This is a genomic window from Desulfogranum japonicum DSM 18378 (genome assembly GCF_000429945.1).
Classification (GTDB): Bacteria; Desulfobacterota; Desulfobulbia; order Desulfobulbales; family Desulfobulbaceae; genus Desulfogranum; species Desulfogranum japonicum.
Map to the genome: position 1 here is coordinate 93,870 of NZ_AUCV01000008.1, position 17,846 is coordinate 111,715.

Genomic DNA, 17,846 nt, shown 5'->3' on the forward strand with positions numbered 1-17,846 from the left:
GACCAGCCTATTTGAGAGTTACTATATAATTCCCGGGGGCATGGGGAGTATTTCTTCTCCTCCCAGAGTGTACCCTCCATCCAGTGTTATGGATGCACCTGTCAGGAAATCTGAATGCAGGATAAATTCTACTGCTTTGACAACATCCTCTACAGAACCGGTACGTTTGAGAAGTGTATGTTCTATTATGGCTTGTCGTTGTTCGGTGCTCAATTCTTCCCAACCTCTGGTTCCGGGTCCATGACGCTGGTCAATGATGCCCAGAACCAGTTCATTGACCCTGATAGCTGGTGCGCATTTTCTTGCCCAGGTTTCCGTTAAGGAACGTATGCCTCTATTGGCTGCACTATATCCATCATTAAAAAGGACGCTCGTGGGTCCCGATCGTCCCACAATGCCAGCAATGGAAGAAATATTAATCACGTTGGCTGAATCACTCTTCTGCAGCAGGGGGAGACACTGCTCAAATACCTGCCATTTCGCATGCAAGGTGGTCTCTATCTCCAGTTGCCATTGCCCTACGTTCACCCGTCGTTGATAGGAACCATGGATAATGGGCATACCTCCTCTTTCAATATTGTTGATCAGAATATCAAGCCGGCCAAATGCTTTTTCCATATTTTTAACCAGCTTACCGATTTCTTCGGGGTTGCAGAGATCGGCATGCATGCATACATGTAAGTGGGATTTCTCTGCAAATTGGTCGATCATGGCTGCACTGTCCTCTGGCCAGTCATACCAGGGCAGGGCCAGGATAACTCCCTGATCTGCCAATGTGTGTGCGATGGCCCGTCCTATGCTCCTGCTGGCCCCAAGGACCAGACCATATTTTCTGGAGGTAGTCATTGTGCTTGTCTTCCTTTTATAAGTGAGAAATCCATTGGCTTGTTATGTATAAAAATAAAGAGATACACCATGAAATCTGTAATGCATACTTTTTTTCGAATTTGCGTCTACCTAGCGATCGTAGTGGGATGCTGGCTGCCGGTTTCCAGTTACACCCAGCAGAACGTGAGCTACGCATCCTTGACCAAGGACTGCCTGTCCATTACCTGGCCCCACGAAGAGAGTGACCTGCAACCTGATGATACACTTCATTTTGGACGTCTGCAAAACGGGTTGCGCTATGTTTTGATGCGTAATGCTGAGCCAAAGGATCGTGTCGGTCTGTATCTTAATGTCCAGGCCGGGTCGCTATATGAAGATGATTCCCAGCAGGGGCTTGCGCATTTTTTGGAGCATATGCTCTTTAATGGAACAACCCATTATCCCCCTGGTAAATTGATTAAATATTTTCAATCCATCGGTATGGGATTTGGTGGTGATACCAATGCCTATACAGGATACGACGAAACCGTGTACAACCTGTTGCTTCCTTCCGCCAGTGAAAAAGCCCTTGATGAGGGATTTCTGGTACTTGCAGATTACGCCAGAGGAGCATTGCTCCTCGAGGAAGAGGTCAATCGGGAACGGGGCGTTATTTTAGCAGAAAAACGAGCCAGGGATACAGCTGCAAGCAGGGTGAGAAAAGAACAGCTGGCCTTTGATTTTTCCGGTACCAAGATATCCAAGCGAAATCCGATTGGTAAGGAAGAGGTGATAAAAACAGCAGATGCTGCTTTGTTACGTTCTTTTTACGATACGTGGTATAGACCGGAAAACATTGTAGTAGTGGCTGTAGGGGATATGGACGTAACACAGGCCGAAGCCTTGTTGAAAAAGCATTTTGCTCCTTTACAGGGTACACCTCACCAGATCACATGCCCTGAGCTTGGTAACGTTGCGAAAAAAGGTAAGGATACCTTTTACTTGTATGAACCTGAATTAGGCTATACGGAACTTTCCATTGGAACGGTATATAATATACAGCCCCATGCTGATACCAGGGCATGGGAAAAATTACAGCTGCAGGAATATATAGCTGTTTCCATTCTCAATAATCGACTGGAAAAAATCAGTAGAAAGGCCGGCAGTCCCTTTACTGAAGCAAATGTATACAAGGGTATCTTTTCAGGGCAATTTGCCTACATTAATCTGGTGGTGCAAACAGGAAAAGATACATGGCAGGAAAGTATGGCGTTGCTGAAAAACAGTCTGGAAGAGATGTTGAGCCAGGGCACCAGCCAAGCAGAACTTGATCGAGTGAAAAAAGAATTGACAGCGCATCTGAAGAAACAGGTACAGACTGCTGAAACCAGAGACAGTCGGGCGCTGGCCAAAGATATTATTCGGAAGATTAACAGCAACGAGGTGATGCTTTCCCCTGAACAGGAGTTGGAACTGTATTTACCTATGTTGGAGAATATGACTTTGGATCAGGTCGATAGGGCGATGCAGGCAATCTGGGGCAGAGAGCGTCGTCTTTATGAAGTGGTAGGCACGGCAGATTTGCGCGACAAAGAGCAATCCCCTGAAGATATTATACTGAAATCTGTGGAGCATCCCGTTGCCGTTGATGGTTTCACATGGAAAGATGACCATTCTGTAAAATTTCCATATCTGGAGATAAATACTCCTCCAGCGGCTATCGTTTCCCGGGAATTTGACAAAGATATTAAGGTACAGCGTGTAACATTAGATAATAATGTTGTATTGCAGATCAAGTCGACTCCTTTTCAAAAGAATCAAGTCAACGTAGCCATCCATTTTGGGCATGGAAAAGCAGGAGAACCTGAACCTGGTATGGCCATGGTTGCTGAGCCTTTTGTTCTTGAAAGCGGAGTGGGACGATTGACTGCCGAGCAGCTTAAGGAAGCCCTGGCTGGTACCAACATCGAATATAGATTTAACGTACGTCCGGAAAGTTTTGTCTATACCGGTTCATGCCTCAACAGTGAACTGGAACAGTTACTGCAACTTCTGTATACCGCTCTGCATGATCCTGGATTTCGTGACAATGCCTGGAAAACAACTCAGCAAAGACTGGGCCAGCTTTACGACCGACTGGAATCGAGCGTTGAAGGGATGATGCAAATCAAAGGGGAAACATTCCTGGAGGGTGGAGGTCGTCTCTATGGGCTTGCGGAGCATCAGCAGGTAGCTTCACTTTCCATGGAACAGGTTGTCTCTTGGCTGGAAACGGCTTTTCAGAGCGCTCCCCTGGAGATTAATATCGTGGGAGATGTGGATGAGGAACAGGCTATTACGCTTGTAAGGAAGTACTTTGCCGGACATGAGCGTAAACCTGCAAAATCTTCACCAGCACATCAGGTATCTTTTCCAACAGGAAAACAGGAAAATATTACCGTGCATTCCTCCATTGATAAAGCTCTGGTTACTGTGGCCTGGAAAACCAATGATTTCTGGGATATTTCCAGAACACGAAGACTTAATATTCTGGCTTCAGTACTTGATGATCGATTGCGAATGACCATTCGGGAGGAGCTTGGTGCAACATATTCTCCCGTGGTGTACAATCGGTCCAGCAGAGTCTACCCCGGTTATGGAGTTCTCCGGGCACAACTGATAGTTGCCTCTGGTCAGGCAGAAACAATTGCGGAAATAGTCAAGCGGGTGGCAAAGGAGCTGACAAACACTTCGATTCCTGAGAGTGAGCTGCACAGGGCTCTGGAGCCTACCCTGACATCTATCCGCGATTACAAACGCGACAATCGTTACTGGCTTGATTCAGTCCTTTCCCTGGCTACCCGTCATCCTGAGCAACTGCAATGGCCTTTATCTATACTTCCGGATTTTCAATCCATTTCTGTAGATGATATCCGCCAGATTGCCCTTGAATATCTGCAGCCAGAAAAGGCTGCGATGGTGATAATTTCCTCTCCTCAATAAATGTCGTCCTGAGGGGATGATTTACTCGTACGTTGTTAAGGCGCTACTCCGGATTTCTTACGGGCATATTTTTCAGTAGATACCTGGTTCCGGGCATGCAGCCACTGTAAACTACTGCAAATTTGCTCGCCCCCTGGGGTGATTTTTGTGAATGTCCCTGAAAAACACTTTGTTTTTCAGGGATTCCTGGTAAACAATATGATTTCAATCAGTTAAATGTTTACGTTGAAATAATGAAATATCCGGATTAGCCCACCAACCATACCGCCACATTCTGCGCTTTCTGTACTGTCCGATCGGAAACACCTTTGAGTAACCCTTTGTCTGTACCGCGTCCTCTACGACCAATTACAATTGTTCCACAGTTATATTTTTTTGCCTGGCGCAAAAGATCAAAGCCCGGATCGACATGCATTTGTGCTGGGAGCTGGGTAATGCGCGAAGGAGATATTCCGTTGTCTTTGAGTATTTGGGCATGGGCATAAAAAAGAAAATTTTCCAGATCAAGGTACTGGTCACACCATTCTTTACCCCATTGCCCGTGAAAATGTTCTTTTGGAGATGGTTCCTGTTGCCCGAACATGGAGTTGGAATGATACAGGCAGATCTCCACCTCAGGATGATCGTTAAGAATAAAGGCGAGATGATCTGCAGCCATCAGGGACTCGGGTTTGCTTTGGACTGCCAGCAGAAAACGGTTGGAATTGACCTCGCCGTCTGTGATCCAGAGAGGCACTTCATGGCATTTTTCTATCAGTTCCATGGATGTACTGCCAAAGAGCATGGTTCCCATTGCTCCTATTCCCCTGCGCCCAAGCAGAAGGGCGTCGTAGTTGCCATGGTTGGCTTCATGGTGAATAGCAGTTGTGATGCCGGAAACAGATGTTTTGACACTGTAATCAACATCCTCTTTACTAAAGCCGTTTCTGAGGAGCCTGGCTTTGGCGTCTTTAAGGTATCGGTGGGCAAGATGTGTTTTTTTCTCTGCCAGAGGTGTCTTTTCCCGTAAAGGATCAACTTCAAACATCCAGTCCTGCCCGCTACTGCCAGCTTGTACAACACTGAAGAGATGGATATTCAGATTAGCCAGAGGGCCAAAAATTTTGATGAGGTAATCAAGACTGTTGGAGCTGTAAACAGATCCGTCTATGGCAACCAAGATTGATTTTTTCATGAGGGACTCCTGTATCGAGTGAAACAGATGGAGAGGAAACCATATGACCCGGACTTCTCACCGTTGAAAAGAATCATGAGAAGTCCAAACCAAGGGTTACGGTCTATTATATACTGTATTTGATGGAAAAATCTACAAGGTGATGATGAAATACAACAATGTCATGACCGCAATACTTATTGTCCGAAAGGATTGACTAAACAGAATAAGTTGCGAGGCCAGGGCTGGTTTGAATATGCCGGCATAATAGGGAAACTGGTGGCGAATGGCCCGGACAGGAGAGGAAAGTATATTGCCGACCAGCAAAGCTAAAATGACTTCCCGTGTACTCATAGAACCATCCGCAAGCATTGCACCAGCTGCAGCTAATCCGGCGGAAAATTCCGCTGCTACGTGAAGCACCACTATGGAAATAGCTTTAGGAGAAAGCCAGGATAACCAGGTAAAGTGCATGCTGATGAATTGTTCGATGTAATCGAATAATCCAAATTTATTGAGGAAATAAAAGAGAATGTAAATGGGAACTGTAAATCGGGCAATTTTTTGTATTCGCTTGGTGAAACGCTTCCAGGTGTTCATCAAGGCCTGCTGCATGGTCGTCGTTCTTTTCTCCTGTAAGGCCTTGGGCTGTTCAACAGGGATGGGCAACAGGAAATGGGCGAGCAACGTAATGGCAAGGGTGCGTAATATGGCAGCTCCAAAAGTCAGCCCCACATAAATTACAGCTGCCCCTTTTATCAGTGGGGCTGTTATAAAAAAAGTTGTCGGTAAATGGAGAAAATAGGTGGGCAGACTGTTGAACAGGTTTGCGAGAACAAGTTCCTTTTTACTGAGTTTATTTTGTTCATATCCTTCAGAAAGCATGGTGTTGGCCGCTACACCTGAAAAAAAAGCCATGGAAAATGAGGCTCCGGTAATGGCAGAGAGGTGACCAAAGCGTGTTAATGGTTTTGCCACCACAGCAATTTTTCTTGTCCAGTTGAGAGCCTCAATGAAGTTGGCCACTAACAGGCCAACGGATATGAATAACAGGAGACGGAGGAGCGGATGCACCAAACCGTCCCAAAGAGAAAGCAGTAATGAAGGCTCGTTCATGACAGAGCCTCCATACTACTACCTTCTATAAAGTGCAGAAATGTTAGTCGGCTACGCATTAGAACTGATCCACATTTGTCGGCAGCCATGCATGGGCGTACATGTCATTGGGATCTGAGCCGAGCACAGAGATACTTTGGCCTGTAAAGATCCTGGCCAGATTTGAAAAGGGGGAACCAAGGGTTTTTAAGAGTCCACTGGACGCAGACGAACTCAATTGTTCAACCATATTCTGCAATCCATTGCCCTTTGGCGTTATGTAGACAGCATTCTCTTCAGGAACCTTAGTCAGGTGAGCTGCCTGGGCAACTGCATCTTGCAGATCACCAAGCTCGTCTACCAGGCCGAGTGCCTGAGCTGTGCCTCCATCCCAGACATGCCCCTCGGCAATTTTTTCGACTTCTGGTATGGTCATGTTTCTTCCCTGGGCCACAATTTCCAAAAACTGCTTGTATCCGCTTTCTACGCTCAACTGGAAGTACTGCTTCTCACTATCAGACATGGGGGTTATAGGGTTGCCGTAATAGGTGTTTCTTGTTGTGGATGTGCCATCTCCGTGGATGCCCAGTGTGCGCATTGCCCTGTCAACAGTTGGAATAGCTCCAAAAATACCGATAGAGCCTGTGAGGGTTGTTGGCGAAGCATAGATCGCATTAGCATTGGCGGCCAGCCAATATCCTCCAGATGCTGCAACGGCACCCATGGAAACGATAACAGGACGCCCAGATTCCTTAAAAGTGAGGAGTTCCTGGCGAATGCGCTCCGAAGCAAAAGCACTTCCTCCACCCGTGGTAATACGAAGCACGAGTGCTTTTATACTTGAATCTTGTTCAGCCTGCCGAATTTGTTTGATAAGGTCTTCTGAGCCGATCTGGTCCATAACGTTCTCACCATACAGTATGTTTCCTGAAACAGAAATAATACCAATGGCGTTTCCGCTAGCCGGTTTAGCACTGTAGGATGGTTGGAAGGTCTGGCGGTATTTGTCCAGATTGACATATTGGAAACCAACCTGGTTGGAGGCAGTCTGTGCCCCCTGTTCGATAATGCGTTGCCTAAATTGCTGATCGTTTTCGATGTGATCAACCAGACCATTGATCAGTGCCATTTGACTGTGATCACCATGTGCTTCATCAAGTTTAGCAGTCAGGTTGTCCGCATATGTTTGCAGTTTTCTTATTGGAATATCTCGGTGTTTTGCAACTGTTCCACAATAAATAAGCCATAATTTATCCAACCAGAGCTGGTTGGCCTCTTTAGCGGCCTCGGACATGTCGTTGCGTAGAAGTGGCTCTACCGCAGATTTGTATGTTCCCACCCTGAATACATGGAAATCAATGTTGGTCTTGTTGAGGAAATCTGCCATATAGAGCTGAAACACACCAAATCCTTTGACATCGACTCGACCCATGGGGTGCAAACTTATATCGTCTGCCCATGATGCAAGATAGTACTGGCCCTGGCTCAAGGCGCTGCCCCGGGCAAAGACTTTTTTTCCGCTTTGTTGAAAGTGTTCCAGGGATTTTCCTATGGACTGAGCCTGATCCATGGTGATTCGTTCGAGCCTGTCAGTATCAAGGACCATCGCCTGTATACGCGTATCATCTGCTGCTGCTTCAATGGAGTCGATAATATCTTGCAGAAAAGTATCCTTTTCAAGGGGAAAACCTGCCATGGAGTTGATCATCCGGGTAAAAGGATCCATAACTGAACGCTGTTCAACAATACTTCCCTGGGGAGCAAGGAGAAAGATACTGTCTTCAGGAATAGTGACAGTGGGCTTGTAAAAAAGGGCAGTACATATGAAGACGACAACAGCAATAAAGGCTGCAGCCGCGAAGATTGAGGTTCCAATGGTAAAGAATTTCCAGAGTAACCAGAAGGGAAAACCAATGATTTTGAAGAATTTTTTCACTGTTGCGGCTCCTTTCGTATGAGAGGATGTTTTTTTACTGTCCCAAAAGGGCAGGGTACGTATGGTAGCAGACCTGGGAGGCTGTCTGAAAATCATTTAGTATTATTCTCAAAAGCCTTGAGTTGAAAAAATGCCTCTTCTCGGACAATCTCCCAGGGAAGTAACGAAGTTGAACTGATTCAGGTATACAGCCCGGCTGGGGCATAGAGAGTCTGAACGGCAAGCTTTACCCGTATGTTGAATTTTCTGTTGTCGTAATGCCTGGAAATTTTTCTGCTCAGTTATTGTTTTTTACATCAGATAAATATGGCTTTCACCCTGTATTTCACTGCTGCAAAATGCAAGCGCGAGAAACTCGGAATAAAACCTCATCTGAAATTCAGGTAAGGGTATTGTGTCATAGGGTTAAAGTCAATGATTTGCGCGTAAGAAAGAGGTCGAGAATAGCTCAAACATTGAGTTCGTTTTGAATTACCAGACCCAATTCCTGAAGCGTGAACGGTTTTTTGACAAACTGGGAAATCCCAAGCCTTTTTGCTCTTTGCACATCTTTAGTAGGAGCATACCCGCTTGTGATAACTGCTTTCTGGTTAGGAATGTATTCCTGAATCATCCGGAAAGTTTCATATCCATTCATACCAGGGTCCATCAACATATCAAGCAGGACCAGTTCCACAGAGTTCTTTTTTAGGAATTCAAGGGCATCCTCTCCTGAGGAAACGGCAAAAGGAGTATATCCTAAACGATTGAGTAGCCTCAATGCAATTTCTCTTTGGTTTTTCTGGTCGTCGACAATCAGGATACGTTCTCCATTGCCGCGTATGGTTTCAGGAAGAGGGGTGAGCTGAATATCCTGTGAAGGGCTTTTTTCCGCAGGAAAGTAGAGGAAAAAAGTAGTTCCATTGGTACTGCTTTCCACATTGATATAGCCATTGTGATCCCGCATAGTGTTCCATACAACGGCCAGCCCCAGACCTGTGCCGCTGCGACCAAGAACTTTGGTGCTGTAAAAAGGGCTGAAAATTTTTTTTATGTCAGTATCTGAAATTCCAGGGCCATTATCAGATACGGAGATCACGACATACTGACCAGGTTCTATGGTTTCGTAATACCCCTGTATAGCTGCCTTCACCTGTATGTTTTGAGTGGAAACCATTATTATACCAGTATGTTGGATGGCTTCTGCGGCATTAATGACAAGGTTCATGATGGATTTGGACACATGCATGGAGGAGCAACTGCTATTATGCAGATGTGTATCCAGGATATAATCACAGGTTATATATGGGAATCGTTTGCACATTTCCATGTGTTCCATGGAATTGAAATAGGTGGAAACAATAGGGTTCATATTTTGTACGATTTTTTTACTCGTGGCTCCCCTGGCAACCGTGAGAAGATCATCCACCAGTGCGGCAGCTCGCTTACCGGCATCTCTGATCATTCGAATTTCCTCTCGATATTGAAAGGTTTCATCCAGATCAAGGAGAAGTAACTCCGGATAAGTTATAATCCCGGCAAGGATGTTATTCAGGTCATGGGCAACCGAGCCTGCCATGAGCCCCAAAGCCTCCATCCGTTTAGCTTCTGCCAGTTTTTCTTGAAGGAGCAGATGTTGCTGCATGGTTCTCTCTTGATCAGTCACGTCACGGAGAGTTGCAACCTTAACCGGCCTTCCCTGATAATTGATGTGTTTGATCCGTATTTCCACCGGAAAGCGACGACCGTCCCGTTTTATCCCCAGAGCTTTAAACGGCTGCGAAGCAATTGCTTCACTGTCTGGCTGAAGAACTTGAATACAATTTTTTTCCAGCAGTAAATTAAAATTGTGCAGGGCAAGGAGTTCGTGCTCACTGTACTCAAACATTTCGCAGAACTGATTATTGATAAGCAGCAAGCCTTTGTCATCGTAAATGGCAATACCTTCCCAGGTACACTCACTCAGTTGTTGAAATTGATCTTTGGTTTCCTTTAGTTCTTTTTGAAGTCGCTTGTGCTGAATACCGCGTGCCAGGGTTCGAAGAATGGCGTCTGGAGTGCAGGGTTTTCGAAGAAAATCATAGACACCTTGTTGAAAAGCTGCGACAGCGTTGTCAAGACAAGCTTTTCCGGTGAGTATGATAACTGCTGTGTCCGGGAAACGTTTGACTGTTTCTGCAGCGATATCAATCCCGTACAGGTCCGGCAGGCCAATGTCTATGACGACAGCGTCAAAGGTGTGGCATTCAAGATAAAATAACCCCTCTTTTCCCGAGTAGGCGGAAGTAATCTCATACCCTTCTTCTTGCAAGAGACTTTTCAGGCTGGTACAGAAAAAAGGATCGTCATCCACTATAAGAATTGATTGCTTCATTGCGCTTTGTAAAGAATGCATTACTGACACTGTTCAGTTGTAACCGTTCACCAAGGTGTGAATATATGGCATGCCCCATGACTGCAAGCGATTGTCAGTGCTTCATGTATGTGCACGTTGGCTGCCAAATCGTGTATGCGGATGTAAGCGCCTCCGGGGCGACTCCCTGGAGTGCCGGTGAACAATTAAGTCCCGTAATATACGGTGGTGTTTATTGGCTTAAGAACGCAATGAGAGCTTTCGTGATAAGGATTGTTCACGGTATTGCCGCAGGCAATGTAAAGGTAAAATGCGTCTGGCCTTTGGAACTGTTGTATTTGATAGTACCATTTAAGTCTAATAGTATTTTTTTGGTGATTGCAAGGCCTAAACCGGGGTGGTTGTTTTTTTTACTACTTACTCCCGGCATGAAAATATTGCTCATTGTCTCCGGAGGTATACCTATACCAGTATCAGACACTGTAACTGAGATCTGGTTGTTATGATGTTCGGTGGTTATCCGGATCTTTCCATCCTGTTCGATGGCATCAATGGCATTGGTAATGAGATTTAGTAATATCTGGCTGATGGCGGCATCTGTTGCTATAACAGGAGAGGAGTTTGAACAGGGCTGAAAAGTAATAGCTATATTCTTATGGGGTGGGATAGATGCCTTGCAAAGCAGAACGATTTTTTCAATAATTCTATTGAGGTTTACTTCGTGTAATTCGCTGTATTCTTTTTCTTTTGGAAAATTTTGTAATTTGTGAATGAGATGGCTGACACGCTCAAGTTCATCATTGATAATATTTAATTCAGACTGAAATCTTTCTCCTTTTGCCTCTTTGAGAAGTACCACCTGCATATAGTTTCGTAATGCACCTATGGGGTTGCTTATTTCATGCCCTATCTTTTGTGCAAAGAGCGAGGCTGAATCCAGCTGTTTTTGCAGTATGATTTCCTGTTTGTTCCTTCTGTTTTTTTCCATATTCAGCTGGAGTGCCGTGTGCCTGGCAAGGAGTTCGAGAATTGACGTTTGGTTGAGTACTCCGTCATGATCAGCATGATGTACTCCCATTACCATAAATCCCTCAATTTCATTCAGGTGCAAGAGTGGCAGGATGACAAGCAATGCCGGCTGATTAAGGGTTTCAATTATTTGGGTGAGGAAGATGTCTGTTTGCTGAGAACTGATTTCTTTTACTGATATACAGGCAAGTTTTCCTGTTGTATAAGGTTTGTAGAATATACAGGTTTTATCCTTATGCAGGGAAAACACGTCTATATGGGCCGCACTGTGCTGTCTGCAGCTTTCAGAGTGAACTATTCGATAATGGTTGGGCTGCTGGGTGGGTAATACAAACAGTACCTGGTCCTGATGCACAAGGAGAGACAGCGCCCGCCTTACTGTTAACAAGGTATCCTGCCATGTTATACAGCTGAGAAGTTCTTCGAGAATTCCTGCCAGCGAGGCCGCACTTTGAGTTGTTTCAGCCAGTTGAGCCATCACTCGTTCATCTGATTGCGGAGAATTATTTTTTCCCAAATAGTCAGAAGGAGGTTCTGGCGGGATCTGTATGGCAAACGCATCAGCCATCTCAATCAGGTTTTGGGTGGTCTGCTGATGAAGTTGACCAAGTTTATCCATGGAGAGTCCGGTAAACTTCAGCACTGTCCGTAGCTGGTCTGTCTGGAGCGGAAGGGCCGCGTGGGCAAGCAAATTTGTGGCTGCAATAATGCCTGGAAGTGTGTCGGATGGCATACTGGCGGGCAGCGGATGATGGTGTTGTCCTATCGCCTTACCTATGGTGTCGGGAAGGTGCCATTTTTTACATAACCAACTTCCGGCCTCTGTATGGTCTACCCCTAACAGTTCTTGTTCTGTTTGCCTTAATGTGGGATTCCAGCAGGATTCATTACCATGCAGAATCTGTTCATATTTTTCAGGAAACACTACCCAGAGAACCAGCTTGCCAATGTCGTGGAGAAGAGCTGCAAGGTAGGCGTCCTGTGATTGTCGTGGGGAAAGAGTTTCGGCAATTTTTTCAGCTAGAACAGCGCAAAAAAGACTGTGGTACCAAAAATATTGTATTGAGACTTGCTTTTCAGTTTGAATACCTTTGAAAATCTGCCTGATTGACGTTGTTATGGCCAGATTTTTAATAGTATCTGCCCCAAGGTAGACAACTGCCTGCCCTATATCGGTAAAAGTTCTTTTTGCTCCCACATAGGCGGAGTTGGACAGGTGCAGGGTTTTTGCACAAAGGGCCGCGTCTTTATTCACAATGGAGGTTATGTATGCGAGATCAAGGGCCGGGTCGCGACAGGCCTTGATAAGTTGCAGAAGAATGGGCGGCATACTGGGTAATTGTTTTGAAAGCGAGAGACGCTGCAACACCTTGGAGGAAGAGCTCATAAAAGGGTATGGTCTATGTGGTTAATGCGTATGCAGATTTTTGCTACGTTAAACAGAGAATTCGATAAACAGAACGGGCTTTTTTATGTTCTGATGTGTATCTGTAATATTTCTACATAGTGGCGGATGATGTTTGCAAGGAGTTTTTAAGAAATCTTTTCCAGGAGATACGTTTTCCTGTAAATTTACCTTGACCCCGTAGCTTTTACTTAGGTAGTCTTCCTGGAACAAATTATGAATAATTTATCCCCTGTTTTACCGTCTTTGGGGAATACAAGAGGAGAATCATGCGTACAAAAAACTGGAAACTGACCATTGCTTCCATCGCTTTGGCGGGGTGTCTTGCAGCTTTGACCGGTTGCGCCAAGCAGAAGACCTACGGTGCTGTGAAATTTACCACAGAACCACCCGGTGCCGAAGTTGTAAATTTAAAAGACGATGCCTCGTTATGTACCACCCCTTGTGTGGGATTTTGGGAAGGTGAGGACGGCAAACCAGAGTATGTTACCGTTGAAATGCGTAAAACAGGGTATAAAGAAGAGATTACCTCTTTTTGGGTGAATACTCGCCATGATACTCGTGAACAGGCTGAGAAAGATGCCCAGCCTATTAAAGCAGACCTCATTAAAAGGGGGAATTAATCATGCTGCGTCCAACATACAGTACTCTTTTGAGAAAGAGTGCATCCATGGCAATTCTCGGATGTTGCGTCTGCCTGCTGGGTGCCTGCTCATCCAAAACAGTCAGTGTCAGATTTAAAGTGAATTCTGAGCCAGAGGGGTCTCAGGTGCTATATAAGCTTTCAGGTACCGAGTTGCCATGTGGTGAAAGGTGGATATATCTCGGAAACACGCCTCTTCGCGGTATTCACCAATTCAAGGAAGAAGAACTGGAGAACACAGACAAGATAACCATGAAAGTCATGCATAACGGCTATCACGACCAGCAGATGGAATGGGATGGTGAAAGCTTCTGGGAAGAAGCTGAGGGAAAAGGGGTTATTTTTTGGACCCCTGAACTTGTCCCTTCAGATAAATAGGCGTAAGGCAACAGGATAAAAAGGATAGTAATATGCAGGTTCAAGGAAAACCGTACCGTTCCCTCTGGCTGGCTGCCAATGGGCGAGATGTGGAGTGTATTGATCAGACCCGCCTTCCCCACAATTTCGTTGTTGCCGAAATTTCCACTGCGGAAGATGCCATGGAGGCCATTCGTGATATGTGGGTGCGTGGTGCGCCGCTCATCGGAGCCATGGCTGCCTACGGGGTTTGCCTTGGCCTGCATGAGTCCTGCACGGAAGAACATTTGCATCAGATCTGCGAAAAGTTAATAGCGTGTCGGCCAACTGCTGTCAATCTGCAGTGGGCAGTAGATCGTATGCAGAGAAAATTGTTGTCCGTCGAGACCTCTCAGTGGTTGGAGGTTGGGTATAAGGAAGCAGCCAACATTTGCGACGAAGATGTGGAAGCCAATGAATCTCTGGGTAGTCATGGTGCTGCAGTGATTCAGGAAATATGGGAAAAAAAAGGGAAATCTGAACCTGTTCATATCCTGACCCATTGTAATGCCGGCTGGCTGGCGACTGTGGATTGGGGAACTGCACTGGCACCTGTTTACAAAGCACAACAGTTGGGAATCCCTGTGCACGTATGGGTTGATGAAACCCGTCCACGAAATCAGGGCGCGCATCTCACTGCCTGGGAGCTATGTATGGCAGGCATCGACCATCATCTGATCGTAGATAATGTGGGTGGGCACCTGATGCAGCATGGCAAGGTGGACATGTGCATTGTCGGAACGGATAGAACTGCTGCCAATGGGGATGTCTGTAATAAGATCGGAACCTATCTTAAGGCTCTGGCTGCAAAAGATAACAATATCCCATTTTATGTTGCTCTCCCCGGATCTACCATTGACTGGCAGATGCAGGAAGGGCTCTCTATTCCCATAGAGATCCGCGATGAAGAGGAAGTGCTCTTTGTTCAGGGACAATTCTGCGACGGCCGTGTAGATACCATATGCATTGCTCCGGAAGGCACCCCCGCAGCGAATTATGCTTTTGATGTTACCCCTGCAAGGTTGGTGACAGGTTTGATTACAGAACGAGGGATATGCTCAGCATCGAAAGAAGGTCTGTTGGGCCTTTACCCGGAACATCTGGAATGAAAACACAGAAAATGCGCAAATTTTTGCTGCATACGGCCCGTGAGATGAATGCCTGTGGTCTCAATCAGGGAACTGCGGGCAATATCAGCGTCTGGGTGGAGAACGGGTTCCTTATCACTCCGTCGGCACTGCCTTATGTAGAGTGTACGGAAGAAGATATGGTACTGGTTAAAGCAGACGGTACCTTTGAGGGTATAAGGAAACCTTCATCGGAATGGCGGTTGCATCGGGATCTGTATCTCAACCATCCGCAAAGCAGAGCTGTGTTACACGCCCATTCTCCCTGGTGTACTACTTTGGCCTGCCTGGAAAGAGATATCCCGGCCTTTCACTATATGGTCGCCATGGCCGGAGGGGACCATATTCCCTGTACTGCTTACCGGCCTTTTGGTTCGCAGGAACTATCTGATTCCATTGTCAAAACTATGGGGCCACTGCGAGCCTGTCTCATGGGGCATCATGGAATGATTTGCCACACTGTTTCTCCTGACGCCCTTCTTCCCCTTGCCATTGAAGTGGAATCCCTTGCCAGGATATATGTTCAGATGCTGCAGATCAATCCTGAGCCACCTCTTCTAAGCCCAGAAGACATGAGGGAGGTGTTGGAGCGTTTTGCAACCTATAAGCCCTGAAGCTTGGTGAGCGTTCACCAGCAACCCGCTGAGTCTCCCTTTTTTGATTTACCTCTACGAACGATTTGACAGGCGTACATATATAGTTCGCCTGTCAAATCGGACATATCTATAGTGCTTTTAACCGCATACAATCATGGTCATGCCAACATGGTACCCAGCTGAAAGATTCCCACGGCCATGAGAAAAGCCAGTGTCGTGTTGAAGCCAATGGAGAAAAAAGCCCATTTCCAGGAGCCTGATTCTTTGGCAATGCAGACGACAGTGACAAAACAAGGTGCATAAAACATGATAAAAACAAGGACGGCCAAGGCCACCACAGGATTCCAGTTAGGATCTTCAGCCAACCTCACTTTCAGTGGTGTTGATTCTTCCGGGTCAACCTCTCCCAGGGAATATGCTGTCCCAAGTGTGGAGATGATAACCTCTTTGGCTGCAAAACCTCCCAGAAGGGCAATGTTGGTTCTCCAGTCGATACCCGCGAGTTGGGTAAGGTTTTCCATCGCGAGTCCTATACGACCTGCCAGGGAGTGACGCAATCTGGTCATTGCTTCCTGACTCTGTAGCTCCTGCAGGGCCATTTCATATGCTTGTTCTGATTGTTCTCCGTCAGTCTTTTGATAACTTGTCGCTATTTCCTGATGTTGCTGTTCAAATTTTGCAACTTGCGATTCTGGAAGCGAAGGATACGTCATCATGGCCCAGAGAAGTATGGAAATGCCAAGAATAACTGTACCGGCCTTTTTCATATACTGCCAGGTACGTTCCCAGGTATGAATAAGTAAGCCGCGAAAGGTTGGAAAGCGATATGGGGGCAGTTCCATGACAAAAGGGGTCGATTCTCCCCTTAATACCGTCAGACGAAGAAATTTTGCTGCGCACAGGGCGACCATCCATGCAAGGAGTGTTGCAAAAAACATATATACGGCTTGATGATCGGCAAAAAAAGCTCCAATTATCAGGGTAAGTACCGGCAATTTGGCCCCACAATTCATAAAAGGTACTGTCAATAACGTAGCTAATCGTTCTCTGGGGCTTCGCAGAGTACGGGTAGCCATTACACCCGGCACAGCGCAACCTCCTGCAATACCCCCAGAAACAATGAAAGGCATCACCGATGAGCCATGCAGGCCAAAAGTATGAAAAATGCGGTCCATCATGAAGGCAACTCTAGCCAGGTAGCCACTGTCTTCAAGGATGGCAATGCCAAAAAACATGAACATGATGATGGGTACGAAACCCATGACACCACCTACTCCGTCAATAATACCCGAAATCACCATAGATTTAATGGGGCCGTCAGGTAACAGGTTATTAGCCGTTGAAGAAAGAAATGCAAATGTAGACTCAAAAGCCCCGACCAGGGAACCGCTGAATGTGAAGGTAAAATAATAGAGACCAAAAAGTACGGCTGCCATGATAAGTGGCCCGAGGAAGCGGTGGGTTACTATTTTATCGATACGATCAGATGTGTAGAGTCTGTCCCCAACAAATTTTTGGGTGACCACGTTTTGTCGCAGAATGGACTTGATGAAGCCATATCTGTGATCTGCGACAACCGATTCCGGATAAACTCCGGCTGTCGTTTTCAGGTGTGTGGCAACCTTTTCACACTGATCAAGAAGCTGTTGGGTTATTTCAGGCTGTTCTTCCTGTGCAATGGAAATAATCTGCTTATCGTTTTCAAGGAGTTTAACTCCGACCCATCGAGCAGGATAGGTACTCGTTAAAAGACCATGTTCTGTAATAACTGGTGTGATTTGTGTTAGGACCTGATCAATGTCAGAACCATAGCGCAGCAGTATTGGCTCTGTCTGTTTCTTATCCCTGACCATGGTAACCACCTGGTCAAGCAGGGCATTCACTCCCTTGCCTGAACGGGCTACAATGGGAACAACGGGCACTCCTATCAACTCGCTGAGTTTTTCTGCATCAATAACAAAACCACGCGATTCGGCAACATCGACCATGTTAAGGGCAATGATCAGCGGAGTGCCTAGTTCCAGAAATTGGCTGGTGAGATAGAGGTTTCGTTCAAGATTGGATGCATCAACAACGTTGATGACAACATCAGGATTATTGTTGACGAGGTAATCTCGAGCCACCAATTCTTCGGCTGAATATGCGGTGAGTGAGTAGGTGCCTGGGAGGTCGACAATGGAAAGCCCAAAGTCATCGTGGATGCAGCAGCCTTCTTTTTGTTCTACAGTAATACCTGGATAATTACCGACATGTTGCCTGGCTCCTGTTAGAAAGTTAAACAGGGTGGTTTTACCGGCATTGGGATTTCCCGCCAGGGCGAGATGAATAACGTTTTCCATGGATGA

The 17,846-nt window shown here is 46.1% G+C and carries 12 protein-coding genes; 5 read left to right on the top strand and 7 right to left on the bottom strand.

Annotation, left to right across the window (positions count from 1 at the left end; all coding sequences use genetic code 11):
• Positions 1 to 21: 21 nt before the first annotated feature.
• The gene (locus G493_RS0107045) at positions 22 to 846 is read right to left on the bottom strand and encodes an SDR family NAD(P)-dependent oxidoreductase (protein ID WP_028579804.1); all 825 of its coding nucleotides are present in this window, start codon (positions 844 to 846) and stop codon (positions 22 to 24) included.
• Positions 847 to 915: 69 nt separating this feature from the next.
• Here G493_RS0107045 and G493_RS0107050 point away from each other — a divergent pair, with 69 nt between their 5' ends.
• Entirely contained in the window at positions 916 to 3,789 is a 2,874-nt protein-coding gene (locus G493_RS0107050) for a M16 family metallopeptidase (RefSeq protein ID WP_028579805.1), read from the top strand.
• Positions 3,790 to 4,036: 247 nt separating this feature from the next.
• Here G493_RS0107050 and G493_RS0107055 read toward each other — a convergent pair whose 3' ends face one another.
• From G493_RS0107055 to G493_RS0107075, 5 genes are all read right to left on the bottom strand, one after another.
• Positions 4,037 to 4,963, bottom strand: a complete 927-nt coding sequence (locus G493_RS0107055) for a universal stress protein (RefSeq protein WP_035273871.1) — start codon at positions 4,961 to 4,963, stop codon at positions 4,037 to 4,039.
• Positions 4,964 to 5,095: 132 nt separating this feature from the next.
• Complete coding sequence (locus G493_RS0107060; protein WP_028579807.1) at positions 5,096 to 6,058, bottom strand: membrane protein; 963 nt, start codon at positions 6,056 to 6,058, stop codon at positions 5,096 to 5,098.
• A 58-nt stretch (positions 6,059 to 6,116) separates the two neighbouring features.
• Positions 6,117 to 7,973, bottom strand: a complete 1,857-nt coding sequence (gene sppA, locus G493_RS28250) for a signal peptide peptidase SppA (protein ID WP_161629805.1) — start codon at positions 7,971 to 7,973, stop codon at positions 6,117 to 6,119.
• A 448-nt stretch (positions 7,974 to 8,421) separates the two neighbouring features.
• Positions 8,422 to 10,326 carry a hybrid sensor histidine kinase/response regulator gene (locus tag G493_RS0107070; RefSeq protein WP_028579808.1) on the bottom strand — a complete coding sequence of 635 codons (1,905 nt, stop codon included), beginning with the start codon at positions 10,324 to 10,326 and terminating at the stop codon, positions 8,422 to 8,424.
• A 256-nt stretch (positions 10,327 to 10,582) separates the two neighbouring features.
• Positions 10,583 to 12,721, bottom strand: a complete 2,139-nt coding sequence (locus G493_RS0107075) for an HDOD domain-containing protein (protein WP_084813469.1) — start codon at positions 12,719 to 12,721, stop codon at positions 10,583 to 10,585.
• Positions 12,722 to 13,008: 287 nt separating this feature from the next.
• Between G493_RS0107075 and G493_RS0107080 the strand changes: the two genes are divergently transcribed.
• From G493_RS0107080 to G493_RS0107095, 4 genes are read left to right on the top strand one after another with little or no spacing between them, the layout of a single operon-like run.
• On the top strand, positions 13,009 to 13,362 hold the full coding sequence (locus G493_RS0107080) for a hypothetical protein (protein ID WP_028579810.1): 354 nt from the start codon (positions 13,009 to 13,011) through the stop codon (positions 13,360 to 13,362).
• 2 nt (positions 13,363 to 13,364) lie between these two features.
• Positions 13,365 to 13,760 (top strand): hypothetical protein, encoded by a 396-nt coding sequence (locus tag G493_RS0107085; protein ID WP_028579811.1) that lies wholly within the window; start codon positions 13,365 to 13,367, stop codon positions 13,758 to 13,760.
• 32 nt (positions 13,761 to 13,792) lie between these two features.
• Positions 13,793 to 14,887, top strand: a complete 1,095-nt coding sequence (gene mtnA / locus G493_RS0107090; protein ID WP_028579812.1) for an S-methyl-5-thioribose-1-phosphate isomerase — start codon at positions 13,793 to 13,795, stop codon at positions 14,885 to 14,887.
• The gene (locus tag G493_RS0107095) at positions 14,884 to 15,519 is read left to right on the top strand and encodes a class II aldolase/adducin family protein (RefSeq protein WP_028579813.1); all 636 of its coding nucleotides are present in this window, start codon (positions 14,884 to 14,886) and stop codon (positions 15,517 to 15,519) included. Before mtnA ends, G493_RS0107095 begins: the two co-directional genes overlap by 4 nt.
• Before the next feature lie 140 nt (positions 15,520 to 15,659).
• Here G493_RS0107095 and feoB read toward each other — a convergent pair whose 3' ends face one another.
• Positions 15,660 to 17,840, bottom strand: coding sequence for a ferrous iron transport protein B (gene feoB, locus G493_RS0107100; RefSeq protein WP_028579814.1), 2,181 nt, complete (start codon positions 17,838 to 17,840; stop codon positions 15,660 to 15,662).
• Between the last annotated feature and the right edge of the window lie 6 nt (positions 17,841 to 17,846).

Bases quoted from the DNA above. Each gene is read 5' to 3' on its own strand.
- G493_RS0107095 (WP_028579813.1), top strand. From the start codon at position 14,884: ATGAAAACACAGAAAATGCGCAAATTTTTGCTGCATACGGCCCGTGAG.
- G493_RS0107080 (WP_028579810.1), top strand. From the start codon at position 13,009: ATGCGTACAAAAAACTGGAAACTGACCATTGCTTCCATCGCTTTGGCG.
- feoB (WP_028579814.1), bottom strand. From the start codon at position 17,840: ATGGAAAACGTTATTCATCTCGCCCTGGCGGGAAATCCCAATGCCGGT.
- G493_RS0107060 (WP_028579807.1), bottom strand. From the start codon at position 6,058: ATGAACGAGCCTTCATTACTGCTTTCTCTTTGGGACGGTTTGGTGCAT.
- mtnA (WP_028579812.1), top strand. From the start codon at position 13,793: ATGCAGGTTCAAGGAAAACCGTACCGTTCCCTCTGGCTGGCTGCCAAT.
- G493_RS0107070 (WP_028579808.1), bottom strand. From the start codon at position 10,326: ATGAAGCAATCAATTCTTATAGTGGATGACGATCCTTTTTTCTGTACC.
- G493_RS0107075 (WP_084813469.1), bottom strand. From the start codon at position 12,721: ATGAGCTCTTCCTCCAAGGTGTTGCAGCGTCTCTCGCTTTCAAAACAA.
- G493_RS0107045 (WP_028579804.1), bottom strand. From the start codon at position 846: ATGACTACCTCCAGAAAATATGGTCTGGTCCTTGGGGCCAGCAGGAGC.
- G493_RS0107055 (WP_035273871.1), bottom strand. From the start codon at position 4,963: ATGAAAAAATCAATCTTGGTTGCCATAGACGGATCTGTTTACAGCTCC.
- G493_RS0107050 (WP_028579805.1), top strand. From the start codon at position 916: ATGAAATCTGTAATGCATACTTTTTTTCGAATTTGCGTCTACCTAGCG.
- G493_RS0107085 (WP_028579811.1), top strand. From the start codon at position 13,365: ATGCTGCGTCCAACATACAGTACTCTTTTGAGAAAGAGTGCATCCATG.